We start from the raw sequence: 15,465 nt of genomic DNA, 5'->3' as shown, positions 1-15,465 counted from the left end.
AATTTTTATTCTCTTTCTAATTCTTTTAAGCATTTCTTCATTTCCAGATTCAACTCCAAAACTAACAGTATCACACCCAGCATCTTTCATGGCCAAAAGAAGTTCCCTATCAACTGAATCTACCCTTACAAAGGCGCTCCACGAAAATTCTAAACCTCTTTTTTTAATTTCCCCACACAGATCTTTGACCCGTGGTTTATTGGACGTAAAAAAATCATCTGCAAAATTGATTCTGGAAAACCCCAGGGATAAGAGATACTCAATCTCTGATACCACACTCCCAATAGGCCTATACCTGGGTTTTAATCCAAGCAACCTTCGACCCTGACAAAATATGCATTTATTGGGACAGCCCCTACTGGTTGTAATACTAACAGGAAAGCCCAGAGCCAAATATTTTGATAAAGGAAGTAGATGTCTGGCCGGTAAGGGAAGCTTTGATAAATCAGGTATAAGCTCCCTTTTAGGTGTGATATTTATACTGCCATCTTCATTTCTAAACGCTATTCCCTTAATATTTTTCCAATTTTTTTTGTTTTTTATATCTGGAATAAGTTCTTTTAGAGTGAGTTCACCTTCTCCAACAACTATTAAGTCAATGTGAGGGTATAAATTCAAAGTATCTTTTATATCAAAGGACACATGGGGGCCACCCATCATGGTGATTACATCTGGAGCTAGTTTCTTCACTTCTTTTAAAATTTTTTGGGCAAATAAAAAATTCATGGTCACAGAAGTTGCGCCTACTACATCTGGATTAAATCTCTTCACAAACCTCTCAATTTTCTCATGGGTATATTTTTGCACAATAAAATCCCATATTTCTACATCAACCCCAATCTCTTCTAAGGTTGCTGCAACATATGAAATTCCAAGGGGTGGTGATGGATATTCTTCTAATGGGTAGGGAGGACATATTAGTGCTACTTTCATAACCTTCTCCTAAATTTCATATTCAGCTGAAAAACATGTATTATCTTCTAGAGTTTGTCCAGTGATAAATAATTTTTCTACATCCCCCATACCTTTATTTTTTTGCCATCCACTGTCTTTTCCATCTCAAATATCTTTTCATCCCAGGATATATCTTCTCTTTTGTCAAAAATAACTAAATGCCCTTCAAGGGCACTGCACTTGTCCATGTAGTCTTTAGTCTGCTTGAGCCCTTGTGCTATTGTCTTGTCTAAACTTTTACGTAATATCTTTAGTTCTATGACTATTTTTTGCACATTATTATCTTTTGTTGGCCATACAACTAATAGGTCTGTGCGTCTTCTTCCAAGACCATATTCTCTGTAAATCCTTCCTCCGCTATTTACTATCCTCTGTAAAAATGCCTGCATAAGAAGCTGAGGGCCTGCCTCTTTGTAGTCAAATCTCTCAATCCAAGATTCACTGTGCTCTCTGAAAAACTCCTGAAAAGCACGCATGAGTTTATCCATATCAAGAGAGCCATCTTCCCTTACATACCACGCAGCATCCTGGGTGATGGTAAGCTGGGTGGAAAATGTAAGTTCCCTGGGTATCACCTCTTGATATATCTTATTGGATATCCTAAGACTGGGATGGGTCTTTATAAGACCTAAGTCTCTTACATACAGGATGTCATCAACTGGGATATCCTCTGGCTCTTCTTCCCCCATTAAAATACACTCAATTACCTTTTTTACCCGCTCTTCCCTCAATTTATCAGCAAGTTGGTCAATATGGGTGTATCTTTCTATTATTATCTTCTCTTTTGCCTGTTCTATTATGTCTTTTGTTACTTTTTTGGACCTATCTCTACTCTGCTTAATCTTAAAACAGGCCACATAACCCAGTGCATTCACAAGCCATGGCTGACCTTCTGTTAATTCCCACACATAATCAATCACCCCATCTTCAAATTCCTGACCTGTTTCTTCTGTGTGTTGAGAATAGAGGATACTTATCTCCCTCTTATTGAAATCCCCAAGGTGAAGGGATTCTGCTTTAATGTTAAAAGCACTACCACCTGTAATTATTTCCTTTTCTTGACTTGCATGAATGCGATAGTCCCTTACATCTCTAACACCACAAAGTATTATACTCTGAGGAAAGCCCTTTGGCCTAAAAGCATAACCTGACCTTATCTGCCGCAAGACTGATATCAAGGTATCACCAATCAAACTGTCTATTTCATCTATCATAAGCACTACAGGTTTTTTGGCCCTTTGACACAAAAGCGAAATAGCTGTTTCCAATCCATCATGAGGACCGCGTTCTTCTAAAATTTTCTGCCAATCATAGAGAAAATTGGTTCCCCAAAAAAATTCCTCCATCCTTTGAAGACTACTTACAATAGTTTTAATCCCTTGGCTCACATCTTCCCTTGCAGCCTGTGCCTTTTCCACATTTATATAAAGGGCCTTGTATTTCCCCTGGCTATTCAAATATTCCATCAATGCCAACAAGCAACTTGTCTTTCCTGTTTGACGTGGAGCGTGCAGAACAAAATATTTTTTTTGGTCAATTAACATCAAAACCTCTTCCAAGTCCAACCTCTGCAATGGTGGAAGACAGTAATGCTCATCACATCTTACAGGCCCAGCAGTATTAAAATACCTCATAACACTAATCCCTTTATGTTAATCTTCCGTCCAAAATAAAAATTTCAAAAAATTAAATGTATTGTTAAAAATCACATTCTACTTGGTAAAAAAGTAACAATTTCTGGGAAAATAGCAAGTATTATGAGGGATATTAACTGAATTATAATAAACGGAATAACTCCCTTGACTATGTGGTTTGCAAAATCCACATCTTTGGGTGCTACTCCCTTTAAATAAAACAAGGCAGGTGCCATTGGCGGGGTCAAAAAGGATGTCTGCATCGCAACACAAAACAATATACCAGCCCACAAAGGATTAAACCCAAGCTGTGAGATTATTGGACTAAATATGGGAACTAAGATTGGAACAATTCCAACCCACTCCATAAACATCCCAAACACAAAGAAACATAGGACCATGAAAAAAAGAATCACCCATGGATTTTTAGATACAGAAAAAAGCATATTAGCTACAAAGTCTCCTCCACCAACCAACATAAAGGTACCAGTAAATACAAAGGCTCCCATAACTATAGTAAGGATCATACTGGATACATATGTAGTCTCTAAAATCACATCTTTTAACATCTTCAAATTAAACCTGCCGTACAGTATAGCCAACAAAATAGATGCAAAGCTGCCAATTGCAGCGGCCTCAGTGGGCGCAGCAATCCCAAAAAAAATAGAGCCCAAAACTGCTAAAATCAAAAAAAGGGTTGGAAGGAGGGAGTGAAAAAAAAGATAACACTTCTCTTTAAAACTCACATCCCTGGTTTCAAAGGGTGGCCCCATCTCAGGCTTAAAATGACAGAGGGTCAAAACATATACACTGTATAAAAAAGAGAGCAAGAGTCCAGGAAGAATTGCACCTAAAAATAATTTTCCAACAGGGATGCCAGCCATTGGACCATATACAACCAACATTATACTAGGGGGGATAAGGATTCCAAGGGTGCCTCCCGCACAAATGGTACCACAACTAAGGCTTTTAGAATACCCCCTTTTCAACATTTCAGGAAGGGCAAATAACCCCATAATTATCACTGGCGCACCCATAATCCCTGTTGCCGCTGCCATAATTGTGGACACAATAATGGCAGCAAAGGCAAGACCACCTCTAACTCTGCCAAAGAGTATGTGCATAGAAGAAAATAGTTTTTCTCCAGCACCTGATCTCTCCAGCATAATGCCCATAAAGATAAAAAGCACTATTGAGACCAACACATAGTTGTGCATGGTCTCAAACACCCTCATCATCATCATTGAGAAAAAAGGGCTACCAAACCCAATGACTCCAACAATAATGGAGATACCAAGGAGCACAAATCCAACTGGTAGCCCAGAAAATAGACCAACAAAAAGTCCAACCAGGAGGATCCATATTAATACATTATTTGATAAACCCATAATAATCCACTACTCTATTTTTACTTTTTTATTGCATATCTAATGGTTTTAATTAGCCTAGACAATGTATGTAAAAGCAAAAGAAAACCAGTTAAAGGAATAATAAATTTAAATGGATAAATAGGCGGAGACCACATACTCGCACCAGATGTTTCCTTGATTTTGTATGATATATAAAAGAACTTCCATCCAAATATTAAAAGTGAAATAGATATAGGAATATAAATCAAAATATATCCAATAATATCTACTATAGATTTTAATCTTTTGGAAAATCTATTATAAAAGATTTCAATCCTAACGTGTTTGTTTAGATAATCAACATGTGGTATTGCAAGCATAAAAATAATTCCATAGAGCATATAAGATATATCAAACGACCACTCAACAGCTATGTTAAATACATAACGCATAACCGTATCATACACAAGTTCCAAGATCAGGATAATTACTAAATAGGAAACAATATTAGAAATAATTTTATTTATTTTATCAATTATGTTCATTGTTATCTTCCTGCGTATGGATAAGGTAGTCTAATTAAAGAAGCATATGGCTCTACTTTTTTCCTGAATTTCACTTGAGACATCCATACTTTTTTGAAAAAAGGATCTTTTTTGGCTATCTCACTCATAACTTGCTCTCCAATAGTTTTTATTTTTTCTATCATCTTGGGAGACAGCTTAGATACATGTAGTTTGGGATTGGATAAAAAGTAGTACATTGCCTCAGCATCCTGTTTTAATGCCTTGTTTATTGCCACAAAGCAAGAAGTAATAAGTGCTACTTTAATTTTTTCCTTTATATCTTTGGGAAGTTTGTCCCATTTTTTCTTATTCATTAAGGTTTCAAGGGGTGCACATGGCTCATGAATACCAGGTACAATAAGATATGGACAAATCTCTTGAAATCCCAACTTTTTGTCAATTGCAGGTGTGGCAAATTCAGCTGCATCAATAACTCCCCTCTCTAAAGCAGGGTAAACCTCTCCTCCTGCAAGGCTAATTACCTGGGCACCTAATCTTTCCAAACACTTGCCCCATATTCCCACTGTTCTAAACTTCAGCCCTTTAAAATCATCCAGGGAATTTATAGGCTTTTTTGACCATGCAAAATTCTCAGACCCAAGCATTCCGTATGGGGGCAAAACCACTACATTGTAGCCATGGGATCTATACATCTCATTCCATAACTCAAGCCCTTCTCCACTAAATATCCATCCAAGCATCTCTTGCATCTGCATACCATTGGGATATGAATTTCCAAAAAGGGGTGCTGCTGGAAATTTCCCCTGCCACCAACCAGCCCAGGTAAACCCCATGTCCAAAATACCAGAATTAACGGCATCTAACACCTGTTTTGGAGGAACTATTGCACCCGAGGGATATAATTTTACCTCTACCTGACCGTCAGTTAATTTGTAGATTAAATCACAAAAGTATTTTGCAGGCTCATACAGCTGGGGAAGCCCTGCTGGATAACTTGACTGCGCCCTGAGAACGATTTTTTTTGCAAAAACTTGATATGAACAAAATATAAAAATTAAAAATATTGCTAAGACACTTACCAAAAACTTTTTCATAACATCCTCCCTTTTTTTGATATAAGTTTGTCAGAGACCTAAAATAACCTGTATAAGAACAAATAGTTACCTTTTTAGTAGTCCAAGAATTTCTGAAATTCAACTAATTTTTGTTTTTCTTACCCAATAAATTTATTGACATAATTCTCTACCATGCCTTAGATAATTTGATATTTTTAACTTCACTAAACAAGGAGCACACCCTTATGAATGTAAAATTTTTAGGAGCTGCCAGGACAGTTACTGGTTGTTGTTTCAGGGTTGAATTAAATGGACACAAATTTTGTATAGACTGCGGCCTACATCAGGGCAACAAGGAAATAGAAGAAAGAAACTATAATACAGAGATGTATGGGATTAAAGACATTGAATTTATTTTGCTTTCCCATTGTCACATTGATCACTCAGGATTGATACCCAAATTTGTCAAAGAAGGATTTAATGGAGATATATACACAACCCATCCTACCATGGACCTTTTGACTATAATGCTAAAGGACAGTGCCCATGTCCAGGCAACAGAGATTGAATGGAAAAATCAAAAAAGGAAAAGACAAGGAAAACCTTTACTTGAGCCCCTGTATTCAGAAATTGATGCAGATAATTCAATACCCCTTATGAAAACTACTGGGTATAATAAAAAATTCTCTCCCATAGAGGGACTGGAAGTAGAACTCCATGATGCAGGACATATTTTGGGCTCCTCAATAATTGAACTCAATGTTGAAGAAAACAACAAAAAATATAAAGTTGTATTTTCTGGAGACCTTGGAAGGCCAAAACAATTTATTGTAAAAGACCCATCTAAAATAGAGTATGCTGACTTTTTATTTTTAGAGTCCACTTATGGAAATAGACTACACAAAAACGAAGAAGCAAGCTTAGATGAACTTGCTGAAGCAATAAATTACAGTGTAATGAATAATGAAAAGACCATTATACCTGCCTTTGCTGTGGAAAGGACACAGGAGTTACTATATGCATTATATTTTTTAATTAAACAGGGCAAAATCCCTCCATCAATACCTGTATATATGGACAGTCCCCTGGCAATTAATGCAACGAGGATATTTGATAAATACCACGGCTATTTTGATGAACAATCCAAGGAATTATTCAAGCAAGGAGAAAATCCATTAAAATTAAAAAACCTAAAATTTGCCTTGAGTACTGAAGATTCTATTAAATTAAATACGTTAACAGGTCCTGCAATCATTATTTCTGCAAGTGGAATGGCAAATGCCGGTAGGATTAAACACCATCTAAAGCACAACATCTGGAGACCAGGCGCTAGCATAGTCTTTGTAGGGTTTCAGGCCCAGGGGACATTGGGAAGAAGGATAGTAGATGGTGCCAAGACAGTAAAAATTTTTGGAGAAGAGACACAGGTAAAAGCAAAAGTTTTCACAATAAATGGATTTTCTGCCCACGCAGATCAAAAACAGATCTTAGAATGGATGGAAAATTTTAAAAATCCCAAGATGAAGGTCTTTCTGGTACATGGAGAATATGAGTCACAAAAGGTGCTTGCTGAAAAGATCAGGGATAAATTTGGTTATGAGGTGTACATCCCAGATTACCTAGAAGAATATGAATTAATCCCAGATATGGTCACATCTTTTATTAAGGAAGAAGAAAAGAAGATGAGCAGAATATCCATTGATTGGGATTTCTTGATAGACGACCTAAAACAAAAGATTCTCCACCTTGAAAAACGAAAACAAAATCTCTCTTCCCTGGACTGGGTAACCCAAAGCGAGCTCAGGGACGAGATATTGGATGCCAACTATCTTTTGTCAAAACTTATATCGTCTATAACTTCTTCTTGAGCACATTTGCAGCTGTAAGTGTTGGATCCCAAACTGGCGAAAATGGCGGCGCATATGCAAGGTCGCAGCCAAAGTACTCATCCACACTCATATTAGCATGAAGGGCAACTGCAATTGAATTGATCCTATGTGCTACTCCCTCTTCTCCTACCATTTGTGTTCCTAAAAGTTGCCCTGTTTTTTTATCCGCAACCATGTGCACAGAAATAGTCTTTGATCCAGGATGGGCGTGTGCCCTGGATCTGGAATTAATGGTAACTGAAACTGGATCAAAGCCAGCATCCTGCGCCTGTTTTTCATTAAGCCCCGTTGAAGCAACCTGTAATTCAAACACCTTAAACACTGAAGTTGCAACTATCCCCTTAAATTCTTTCTCTTTTCCTACAATATTGTCTGCAACCATCCAACCACCCCTATTTGCCAAAAGCGCCAATGGGTGATAGATCTTTTTACCAGTAATCACATTATATGTATCTGCACAGTCCCCTGCTGCATATATATCTTCATTAGATGTCCTAAAATATCTGTCAACTGAAATTGCATTGTTAGCACCAAGCTCAAGGCCTGCATCCTGTGCAAGCTCACTATTTGGAGCAACACCAACGGCAATTAACACCATATCTCCATCTAAAGAAAAATCATCGCTTAAAACTGATAGTTTTTCACCCTTTCTTTCAATCCCATTAACATTTGAACCTGCATATAACTTAACTCCATGTGAGATTACCACTTGTTTTATTCTTTCTGCCAGTTCCTGCTCCATTTTAGGCAAAAACCTGGGATTTGGCTTTATCATTGAGACTTCTATATCAAGACTACGTAATGCTTCACACATCTCAAGTGCAATATAACCCATACCTATAATAACTGCCTGTTTTACTGATTTTTCTTTAATATATTTTTTAATCTGCCTCCCATGCTCAAGACTTTTTAATGAAAATACACCATCTAAGTCAGTTCCTGGGATGTTTAAGCTCTTTGGCCTTGCCCCTGTTGCTATAAGTAGTTTATCAAAGGGATGTTCAAATTCCCCTTGTATAGAAGTTCCATAGATTTTTTTTGCCTTTGGATCTATTTTTTTTACTTCATGGCCAACTTTCAAATCTATACCCTGCTTCTGTCTGAAGACCTCTGCTCTCCTTACAATGAGCTCGTCCATGTCCCTCGCAGGATCAGCAATATTATATGGCATACCACATGCGCTATATGAGACATCATATGTCTTTTCAAAAACTATTACATGTAATTCTTTATTTTTTCTTTTTGCGCGAGATGCAGCGCTCATGCCTGCAGCATCTCCACCAATTATGACAAAATTCATAAGTTATACCTCTCTTTTATTATATTTTTTCCAAAAAATCTTTTAAAGAAATTCCTGCCTGTTTTAATATATGTGCTAATGTAGACCGTTTTCATATTGCCAATTCCATTTCTTCAGCATCTTGTAAGGCCAAAATATCGTCATCAACTGCCTCCAAATAAAGTAAAGTGGCCTCCTGAATATTCTTTAATGCTTCTTCTTTAGTATCACCTTCTGATATGCACCCAGGTAAAGATGGGACTAATGCTGTATATCCACCATCTTCACTGGGTTCAAGATAAACTTTAATCTTCATGTCACCCTCCCCAAAATTTTCATTACGCACCATCACATCTGAATTTATTTTAACATCCTCCCCTTCCTTAAACGGTAATCAGTGAACAGGAAAGAGGGAAGAATGGTGAACTATAACCGATACACCACTACACCAATAACCAATATACAAATAACCAATACACTAATACACCAATAACCAATACACCAATTTCAGTATTTTTTCTTTTTCTAACTTAAAAGGTATTCTAAATCTTAAAAGTAACCCTATCTATATATTCTGATTGTTTTCCTTTATTCCACATAGAAACCGGGCGATAATATCCAACCACCCTTGTATACACTTCTGCGTCTTGTCCACATTTTGGACATTTAAAATGTTCTCCTTTAAGATAACCATGGGTCTTACAAACTGAAAAAGTAGGAGTTATTGAGATATAGGGCAGTCTTGTATTCTTCATTGCCTTTATTATAAAACTCTTTAAACTCTCTAAGTCTGAGACTGCTTCTCCTAAATATACGTGGAATACAGTACCACCAGTATACAGAGGCTGGAGTTTATTTTGATGTTCCAGTGCCTCAAACACATCCTGGGTATAATCCACTGGAAGACATGTGGAATTTGTGTAATAGGGTTCTGAGGATCCTGATGTTATTATATCCTGATAGAGTTTTTTATCTATCCTTGCCAATCTATAACTGGTACCTTCTGCTGGAGTTGCCTCTAAGTTGTACAAATTTCCTGTTTCTTCTTGAAACTGCACTGTAAGTTCCCTTAAATGTTCCAATGTCCTCTTCATAAGTCTGATCCCTGCAGGGGTATCTATACCTTTGCCAAGGAGATTTAAGCACGCCTCATGTCCTCCCACAATTCCAATAGTGGAAAAGTGTCCTTTTAGGCTATTTTTTAAGTACCTTTTAGAAAATGGAAACATCCCTTTCTCTAAGTTGTCAGATACCCATTTTCTCTTAAATTCCAAAGACTCCTTTGCAAGTGTTGCATACTCAGTTATGAGGTCTAGAAAATCTTCTTCGCCCTGGGCAAGGTACCCCAATTTGGGAAGATTTATAGTAACTACCCCAATTGATCCAGTTAAATCACCTGCACCAAACAATCCTCCCGTGCGTTTTCTAAGTTCTCTTAAGTCCATCTGAAGCCGGCAACACATAGAACGCACATCTTCTGGTTTGAGGTCAGAATTAATGAAGTTCTGGAAATATGGAACACCATACTTTGCTGTAAGTTTTAAGAGTAGCTCTCCAACTTCACTATCCCATGGAAAGTCTTCTGTTACATTATAAGTAGGGATAGGAAAGCTAAATATCCTGCCATGATAATCTCCCTCTAACATTATCTCTAAAAATGCCTTGTTTATCATTTCCATTTCTTTTGCGTATTCACCATAACAGCTGTCATGGATCTCACCGCCTAAGATAATACCCTCATTGGCAATGTGTTTAGGAGGGATCAAATCAAATGTGAGATTAGTAAAGGGCGACTGTCCTCCCCACCTAGATGTAGTATTCAAATTAAAGATAAACTTCTGAATAGACTGTTTTACCTGTCTATAATTTAATTTGTCCTTGGCTATAAATGGGGCAAGATAAGTATCAACATTGTTAAATGCCTGTGCTCCTGCCCATTCATTTTGAAGGGTCCCAAGAAAATTTACCATCTGACCTAAAGCAGAATCAAAATGTTTGGCAGGCCCTGATGAACACCTTCCCTCTAAATTAAAACCCTCTAAGAGTAAGTCCCTTAAACTCCAGCCAGCACAATAACCTGCAAGTCCAAAGGAGAGGTCATGGATGTGTATGTATCCATGCTCATGGGCCAGTCTTATTTCTTCTGGATATTTTTCCAATGCATATCTGGCCTGAACAGAGCCTGAGAGATAGAGCATAAGCCCCTGAAAAGAATGGGCCATGTTTGCATTTTCTGATACTCGCCAATCATCTTTTGAAAGATAGTCATCAATGGTACGACCTATATTTAAAAAAGTCTCTGTCTGGGACCTTAGTTGCCTCCTCTGCTCACGGTATAAGATGTACTTTTTTGCCACATGATAGAGCCTATTTTCCATTAGCACCAGCTCAACCATGTCCTGTACCTGTTCCTGTTCAGGTATCTCTATACCTAAAAGCTTTTTCTCTACCTTTATGGCCAGCCTTTTGGCCAGTAGAGGATCCTTTATCCCACTTGCATTTAGTGCCTTTAAAATGGCGTTTGCAATTCTATCAACAGACCAAGTCTCAAGCCTCCCATCTCTCTTTCTAATCTGCTTTGGCTTATCTAAAGACTTTACTTTAGACTCGATTTTTGACTCTATCCCTTCAATGTACATTTCTTATCTCCTTTTATAATTATAACATATTGATTTAATTTAAAAAATAATTTCTTCTTAACAACTCGTCAAACAAAATTATTAGAATATAAAATTTAAAATTGCAAGGCCATCTCAATAAAAACTACGTAACCTCTAGATATTCTTGAAGCTTTAACTCAAAGCCCTGAGGAAGATATTTTTTTACAAGAAGGATATCTTGTTCATTTAATAGGGGAACTTTTGTCAATCTAAAAAGGAAGTTAGAAGGATATTTTCTGGCCAATGAAAATATTTCATCAAAATTTTTTTTCACCTCTTGTTCTGAGATTTTTCCACCTGTTAGTTCTTTATATTTTTTAAAAGGACCTTTAACATCAACGGCAAAAAGATCAACCAGGTTTAATTGTAAAAATTCATAAATAAGTTTTGGATTAGAGCCATTGGTATCCAATTTTACAGGAAAACCAAGAGATTTTATTTCTTTAATAAGCTCATCTAAGCCCCTCGCAATTGTAGGTTCACCACCAGATATAACAACTCCATCTAGCCAGTTTTTCTTTTTTTTGAGATAGTCAAAGATATCTAGTTCAATTGTGGGAGATTTTTCTGGATAAAAGGCAATTTGTTTATTGTGACACGTAGGACACCGAAAATTACAACCTCCAATAAAAATAACGCAGGAGACTTTTCCTGGCCAATCACATAGACTAATTGGTTGAAACCCTTTGATTTTTTTTAAAATTTCCATTCCAATACCACCTAACCATTAGTTTCTAATAAAATTTTTTTACTCTAACTTTTATAACCTTCTTAAATAAGTAAGAGACTAAACAAGCAATTTAACATAATCATAGCAAAGATACAAATCACGAGCCAGCTTATAAATTTTCTTAAAGTGTCAACCTCATTATTTATTTTTTCTAAGCGCTTATCTATTTGTTTTAAGCTATTATTTAAGTCTTTAAACCTTTTATCTAGTGACTCAATATGCTTATTCTGGTCTTTGAACCCCTTATCTAATTGTTTAAGATGCTTATATAAATTTTCATATCCTTTGTTTATATCCTGTATTACAAATTGAATATCATTAGAGACACTTTTTTCCATAGAAATCCGAACCCCCTTCTCTCCTATTCCCAACGCCATTGAAATAGGCAAAAAAAACATAAAAATAGATAAGAAAAATATCCTCATTTTGTCCCCCTATTTTAGATCTTTTTGGTTTTTAAATGGATTTTAATAAGGAGATGAAAACAAATACAATTTTTTTTCTACCTCTGTCAAAATCTCAAACAACCTCTCTAAATCTTGTTGACAACTCCTTTTAGGAAACATAACTTCACCAAAAAGTTTGTAAAGCAAAAAATGAAAATAACCGCAAAATCATCTTTTACTGAACTCTGGCACACCTTTAAAAAAAACAAGCTGGCTGTATTTGGCTTAGTAATCTTTATTTTATTTTTTCTTATAGCCATATTTGGACTTTATGCAACATCCACAACCCATCCTATATTTGATCCAGCAAAGGTGAGATTAGAGGCCAAATTGCTTCCTCCTCTAACTCGAGCAGACCCTTCTTTTTTAAGCAAGGATGAAATTCCCCCTCTGGCTATTTTTATTTTTGGCACTGACCATCTGGGTAGGGATGTATTTTCCAGGATGCTACAAGGCGCCTGGGTGTCCTTAACCGTTGGATTTGTGGCAGTATCCATTTCAGTGTTTATTGGAATAATAATAGGAGGAATAGCAGGATATTATGGCAATAAAAGAATATCACTGGATTACCTTTTTTTACTTATTTTATTTTTTATAGGTATAATTGTAAAAAATTACCACACTATAGTTGGATTCTTATTAATAGCATTATGCTGTATTTTAACAATCCTTAAATTAATTTTTAAAATCTCTTTTACTAAATTAACTATTTTAATAGATTCAATTATAATGGGAATTATTGATATAATGCTTTGCTTTCCATCCTTTTTTTTGATTTTAACAGTAGTTGCCTTGCTTCCCCCAAGCATATATAATATAATGATAGTTATTGGTCTAACAAGCTGGATGGGGACTGCAAGATTTATAAGAGCGGAATTTTTATCTCTAAGGGAAAGAGAATTTGTTCTAGCTGCAAAGGCCCTCAATGTTAGTGATTTTAAAATAATTTTTAAACACATGCTCCCAAATGGTATAACCCCTGTTTTAGTATCTGCCACAATAGGAATTGCAAGTGCAATATTGACAGAAGCTGGTCTTAGTTTTCTTGGATTTGGAGTCCCTCCACCTCATGCCACGTGGGGTAACATTCTATCTGAAGGAAAATACTATCTCTTTGATGCACCCTGGCTTACCCTTATCCCTGGAATTGCAATTTTAATAGTAGTACTTGCATTTAACCTTTTTGGAGAAGGTCTAAGAGACGCATTAAATCCAAAGGCACGGGATTAAATTTAAATGCAAAATATACTAACTGTCCAAGATCTGGAGATTGATATCTTAAAGGACTCTAAAAAAATAAAAATAATAGATAAAATCACCTTTGATTTAAAAGAAAAAGAGACCTTGTGTATTGTGGGGGAAAGTGGATGTGGTAAAACATTTACTGCACTATCTATTATGGGCCTTCTACCTAAAAACAGTAGAGTTAATGGAAAGATATATTTTGATAAAAGAGATTTGCTTTCCTTAAATGAAGATAGTTTAAGAAAAATTAGGGGAAAAGAGATCTCTATGGTATTTCAGGACCCTTTAACCTCTTTAAATCCAGTTTTTACAATTTATGACCAATTATCTGAAATTATTTTAACTCACACAAAAATTGATAAAAACAGTGTTAAAGAGATGTGCATTGATATATTAAAACAGGTAAAAATACCTGATGCCGAAAACAAAATAAATTGTTATCCCCATGAGTTAAGTGGTGGACAGAGGCAGAGGGTCTTGATTGCCATGGCAATTGTTTTATCTCCAAAGATAGTTATATTAGATGAGCCAACAACTGCATTAGATGTAACAATTCAGGCAGAAATTTTAGACTTGCTAAAACAATTAAAAGATCAAAAAGACCTTTCAGCCATATACATAACCCACGACCTATCAGTTGTATCAGAAGTAGGAGATAGGGTAATAGTGATGTATTCTGGGTCAATTGTTGAACAAGGACCAAAAGACGAAGTCCTTAAAAATCCACTGCATCCCTACACAAAGGGTCTTATTGAATCTATTCCTGATTATGAAAAACGTGGGAAAGTTCTAAAACCCATACCTGGATATGTGCCATCTCCTGAAAATAGACCAAAAGGATGTGCTTTTCATCCAAGGTGTGTTTATAAAAAAAAGATCTGTATGGAAAAGACTCCTTCACTTACAGAAGTTTCAGAAAAACACATGGTAAGGTGCCATTTAACAGGCATATAATTTATGGAAATACTTAGCTTAAAAAACATAAAAAAATACTTTCCCATTCAAAAAGGACTGTTTAAAAAGACTGTTGGATATATAAAAGCTGTTGATGGAGTAGATCTTACAGTAAAAAACAATCAGGTAGTGGGGATAGTAGGTGAAAGTGGATGCGGTAAATCTACATTGGCAAGGACCATACTGAGATTTTACATGCCTGATACAGGCCAAATAATATTTAAAGGAAAGGATATAACATATCTAAAAGAAAAGGAACTAAAAGAATTTAGAAGAAAAGTACAAATTGTATTTCAGGATCCCTACAGTTCCTTAAATCCAAAATTGACCATTAAATCTACATTAATGGATGGGATAGGACAAATATATAAATCAAGGGAACAAAGATTAAATAAGATTTTTGAGCTACTTGAGATGGTAGGATTAGATAAGAACAGTGCATACAAATATCCCCATGAATTCAGTGGCGGGCAGAGACAGAGAATATGCATTGCCCGGGCAATTAGCATGAACCCTGAACTAATTGTGTGTGATGAGCCAGTCTCTGCCCTGGATGTATCCATTCAGGCACAGATTATAAATCTTCTAATAAAACTCAAACAAGACATGGGGCTTTCCCTTATATTCATTTCCCATGATCTGAATCTGGTTGGTTATTTTTGTGACTATACCTATGTAATGTATTTGGGAAAAGTAGTAGAATGCGGTCCAACAGACAAAGTTTTTCAAAATCCCATCCATCC

14 protein-coding genes are annotated in these 15,465 nt (G+C 36.1%); 4 read left to right on the top strand and 10 right to left on the bottom strand.

The window, feature by feature from the left end:
- The 5 genes from ACY2V1_RS01195 to ACY2V1_RS01175 all read right to left on the bottom strand — a co-directional run.
- Positions 1 to 933: B12-binding domain-containing radical SAM protein (locus ACY2V1_RS01195; RefSeq protein ID WP_461832965.1), on the bottom strand; the 933-nt coding region annotated here is incomplete at its 3' end.
- 77 nt (positions 934 to 1,010) lie between these two features.
- Positions 1,011 to 2,588, bottom strand: a complete 1,578-nt coding sequence (locus ACY2V1_RS01190; protein ID WP_461832964.1) for an AAA-like domain-containing protein — start codon at positions 2,586 to 2,588, stop codon at positions 1,011 to 1,013.
- 71 nt (positions 2,589 to 2,659) lie between these two features.
- Entirely contained in the window at positions 2,660 to 3,976 is a 1,317-nt protein-coding gene (locus ACY2V1_RS01185) for a TRAP transporter large permease (RefSeq protein WP_461832963.1), read from the bottom strand.
- 20 nt (positions 3,977 to 3,996) lie between these two features.
- On the bottom strand, positions 3,997 to 4,482 hold the full coding sequence (locus tag ACY2V1_RS01180; RefSeq protein WP_461832962.1) for a TRAP transporter small permease subunit: 486 nt from the start codon (positions 4,480 to 4,482) through the stop codon (positions 3,997 to 3,999).
- Positions 4,483 to 4,484: 2 nt separating this feature from the next.
- Positions 4,485 to 5,558 (bottom strand): TRAP transporter substrate-binding protein, encoded by a 1,074-nt coding sequence (locus tag ACY2V1_RS01175; RefSeq protein WP_461832961.1) that lies wholly within the window; start codon positions 5,556 to 5,558, stop codon positions 4,485 to 4,487.
- A gap of 206 nt (positions 5,559 to 5,764) precedes the next feature.
- On the opposite strand from ACY2V1_RS01175, the gene ACY2V1_RS01170 reads away from it, so the two are divergent.
- Entirely contained in the window at positions 5,765 to 7,387 is a 1,623-nt protein-coding gene (locus ACY2V1_RS01170; RefSeq protein ID WP_461832960.1) for an MBL fold metallo-hydrolase RNA specificity domain-containing protein, read from the top strand.
- Here the strand turns inward: ACY2V1_RS01170 and ACY2V1_RS01165 are convergent.
- The 5 genes from ACY2V1_RS01165 to ACY2V1_RS01145 all read right to left on the bottom strand — a co-directional run bounded on the left by ACY2V1_RS01165 (position 7,371) and on the right by ACY2V1_RS01145 (position 12,502).
- A complete protein-coding gene (locus tag ACY2V1_RS01165; RefSeq protein WP_461832959.1) occupies positions 7,371 to 8,708 on the bottom strand; it encodes an FAD-dependent oxidoreductase in 1,338 nt (445 codons plus the stop codon). The genes ACY2V1_RS01170 and ACY2V1_RS01165 overlap by 17 nt on opposite strands.
- A 91-nt stretch (positions 8,709 to 8,799) precedes the next feature.
- A complete protein-coding gene (locus ACY2V1_RS01160; protein ID WP_461832958.1) occupies positions 8,800 to 9,003 on the bottom strand; it encodes a type II toxin-antitoxin system HicB family antitoxin in 204 nt (67 codons plus the stop codon).
- Between the two features lie 226 nt (positions 9,004 to 9,229).
- Positions 9,230 to 11,326 carry a ribonucleoside triphosphate reductase gene (locus ACY2V1_RS01155; RefSeq protein ID WP_461832957.1) on the bottom strand — a complete coding sequence of 699 codons (2,097 nt, stop codon included), beginning with the start codon at positions 11,324 to 11,326 and terminating at the stop codon, positions 9,230 to 9,232.
- A gap of 124 nt (positions 11,327 to 11,450) precedes the next feature.
- Positions 11,451 to 12,056, bottom strand: a complete 606-nt coding sequence (locus ACY2V1_RS01150) for an anaerobic ribonucleoside-triphosphate reductase activating protein (RefSeq protein ID WP_461832956.1) — start codon at positions 12,054 to 12,056, stop codon at positions 11,451 to 11,453.
- 62 nt (positions 12,057 to 12,118) lie between these two features.
- Positions 12,119 to 12,502, bottom strand: a complete 384-nt coding sequence (locus ACY2V1_RS01145; RefSeq protein ID WP_461832955.1) for a hypothetical protein — start codon at positions 12,500 to 12,502, stop codon at positions 12,119 to 12,121.
- A 171-nt stretch (positions 12,503 to 12,673) separates the two neighbouring features.
- On the opposite strand from ACY2V1_RS01145, the gene ACY2V1_RS01140 reads away from it, so the two are divergent.
- From ACY2V1_RS01140 to ACY2V1_RS01130, 3 genes are all read left to right on the top strand, one after another.
- Entirely contained in the window at positions 12,674 to 13,753 is a 1,080-nt protein-coding gene (locus ACY2V1_RS01140) for an ABC transporter permease (protein ID WP_461832954.1), read from the top strand.
- Between the two features lie 6 nt (positions 13,754 to 13,759).
- A complete protein-coding gene (locus ACY2V1_RS01135) occupies positions 13,760 to 14,722 on the top strand; it encodes an ABC transporter ATP-binding protein (RefSeq protein WP_461832953.1) in 963 nt (320 codons plus the stop codon).
- 3 nt (positions 14,723 to 14,725) lie between these two features.
- Positions 14,726 to 15,465: ATP-binding cassette domain-containing protein (locus tag ACY2V1_RS01130; protein WP_461832952.1), on the top strand; the 740-nt coding region annotated here is incomplete at its 3' end.

This window comes from Desulfothermus sp. (genome assembly GCF_053993635.1).
The sequence above is the reverse complement of the archived record's forward strand: the minus strand, read 5'-3'. Positions and strand labels throughout refer to the sequence as shown.

What these genes read in the sequence shown, in the direction of transcription:
- ACY2V1_RS01190 (WP_461832964.1), bottom strand. Translation starts at nt 2,588, where the DNA reads ATGAGGTATTTTAATACTGCTGGGCCTGTAAGATGTGATGAGCATTAC.
- ACY2V1_RS01185 (WP_461832963.1), bottom strand. Translation starts at nt 3,976, where the DNA reads ATGGGTTTATCAAATAATGTATTAATATGGATCCTCCTGGTTGGACTT.
- ACY2V1_RS01180 (WP_461832962.1), bottom strand. Translation starts at nt 4,482, where the DNA reads ATGAACATAATTGATAAAATAAATAAAATTATTTCTAATATTGTTTCC.
- ACY2V1_RS01175 (WP_461832961.1), bottom strand. Translation starts at nt 5,558, where the DNA reads ATGAAAAAGTTTTTGGTAAGTGTCTTAGCAATATTTTTAATTTTTATA.
- ACY2V1_RS01170 (WP_461832960.1), top strand. Translation starts at nt 5,765, where the DNA reads ATGAATGTAAAATTTTTAGGAGCTGCCAGGACAGTTACTGGTTGTTGT.
- ACY2V1_RS01165 (WP_461832959.1), bottom strand. Translation starts at nt 8,708, where the DNA reads ATGAATTTTGTCATAATTGGTGGAGATGCTGCAGGCATGAGCGCTGCA.
- ACY2V1_RS01160 (WP_461832958.1), bottom strand. Translation starts at nt 9,003, where the DNA reads ATGAAGATTAAAGTTTATCTTGAACCCAGTGAAGATGGTGGATATACA.
- ACY2V1_RS01155 (WP_461832957.1), bottom strand. Translation starts at nt 11,326, where the DNA reads ATGTACATTGAAGGGATAGAGTCAAAAATCGAGTCTAAAGTAAAGTCT.
- ACY2V1_RS01150 (WP_461832956.1), bottom strand. Translation starts at nt 12,056, where the DNA reads ATGGAAATTTTAAAAAAAATCAAAGGGTTTCAACCAATTAGTCTATGT.
- ACY2V1_RS01145 (WP_461832955.1), bottom strand. Translation starts at nt 12,502, where the DNA reads ATGAGGATATTTTTCTTATCTATTTTTATGTTTTTTTTGCCTATTTCA.
- ACY2V1_RS01140 (WP_461832954.1), top strand. Translation starts at nt 12,674, where the DNA reads ATGAAAATAACCGCAAAATCATCTTTTACTGAACTCTGGCACACCTTT.
- ACY2V1_RS01135 (WP_461832953.1), top strand. Translation starts at nt 13,760, where the DNA reads ATGCAAAATATACTAACTGTCCAAGATCTGGAGATTGATATCTTAAAG.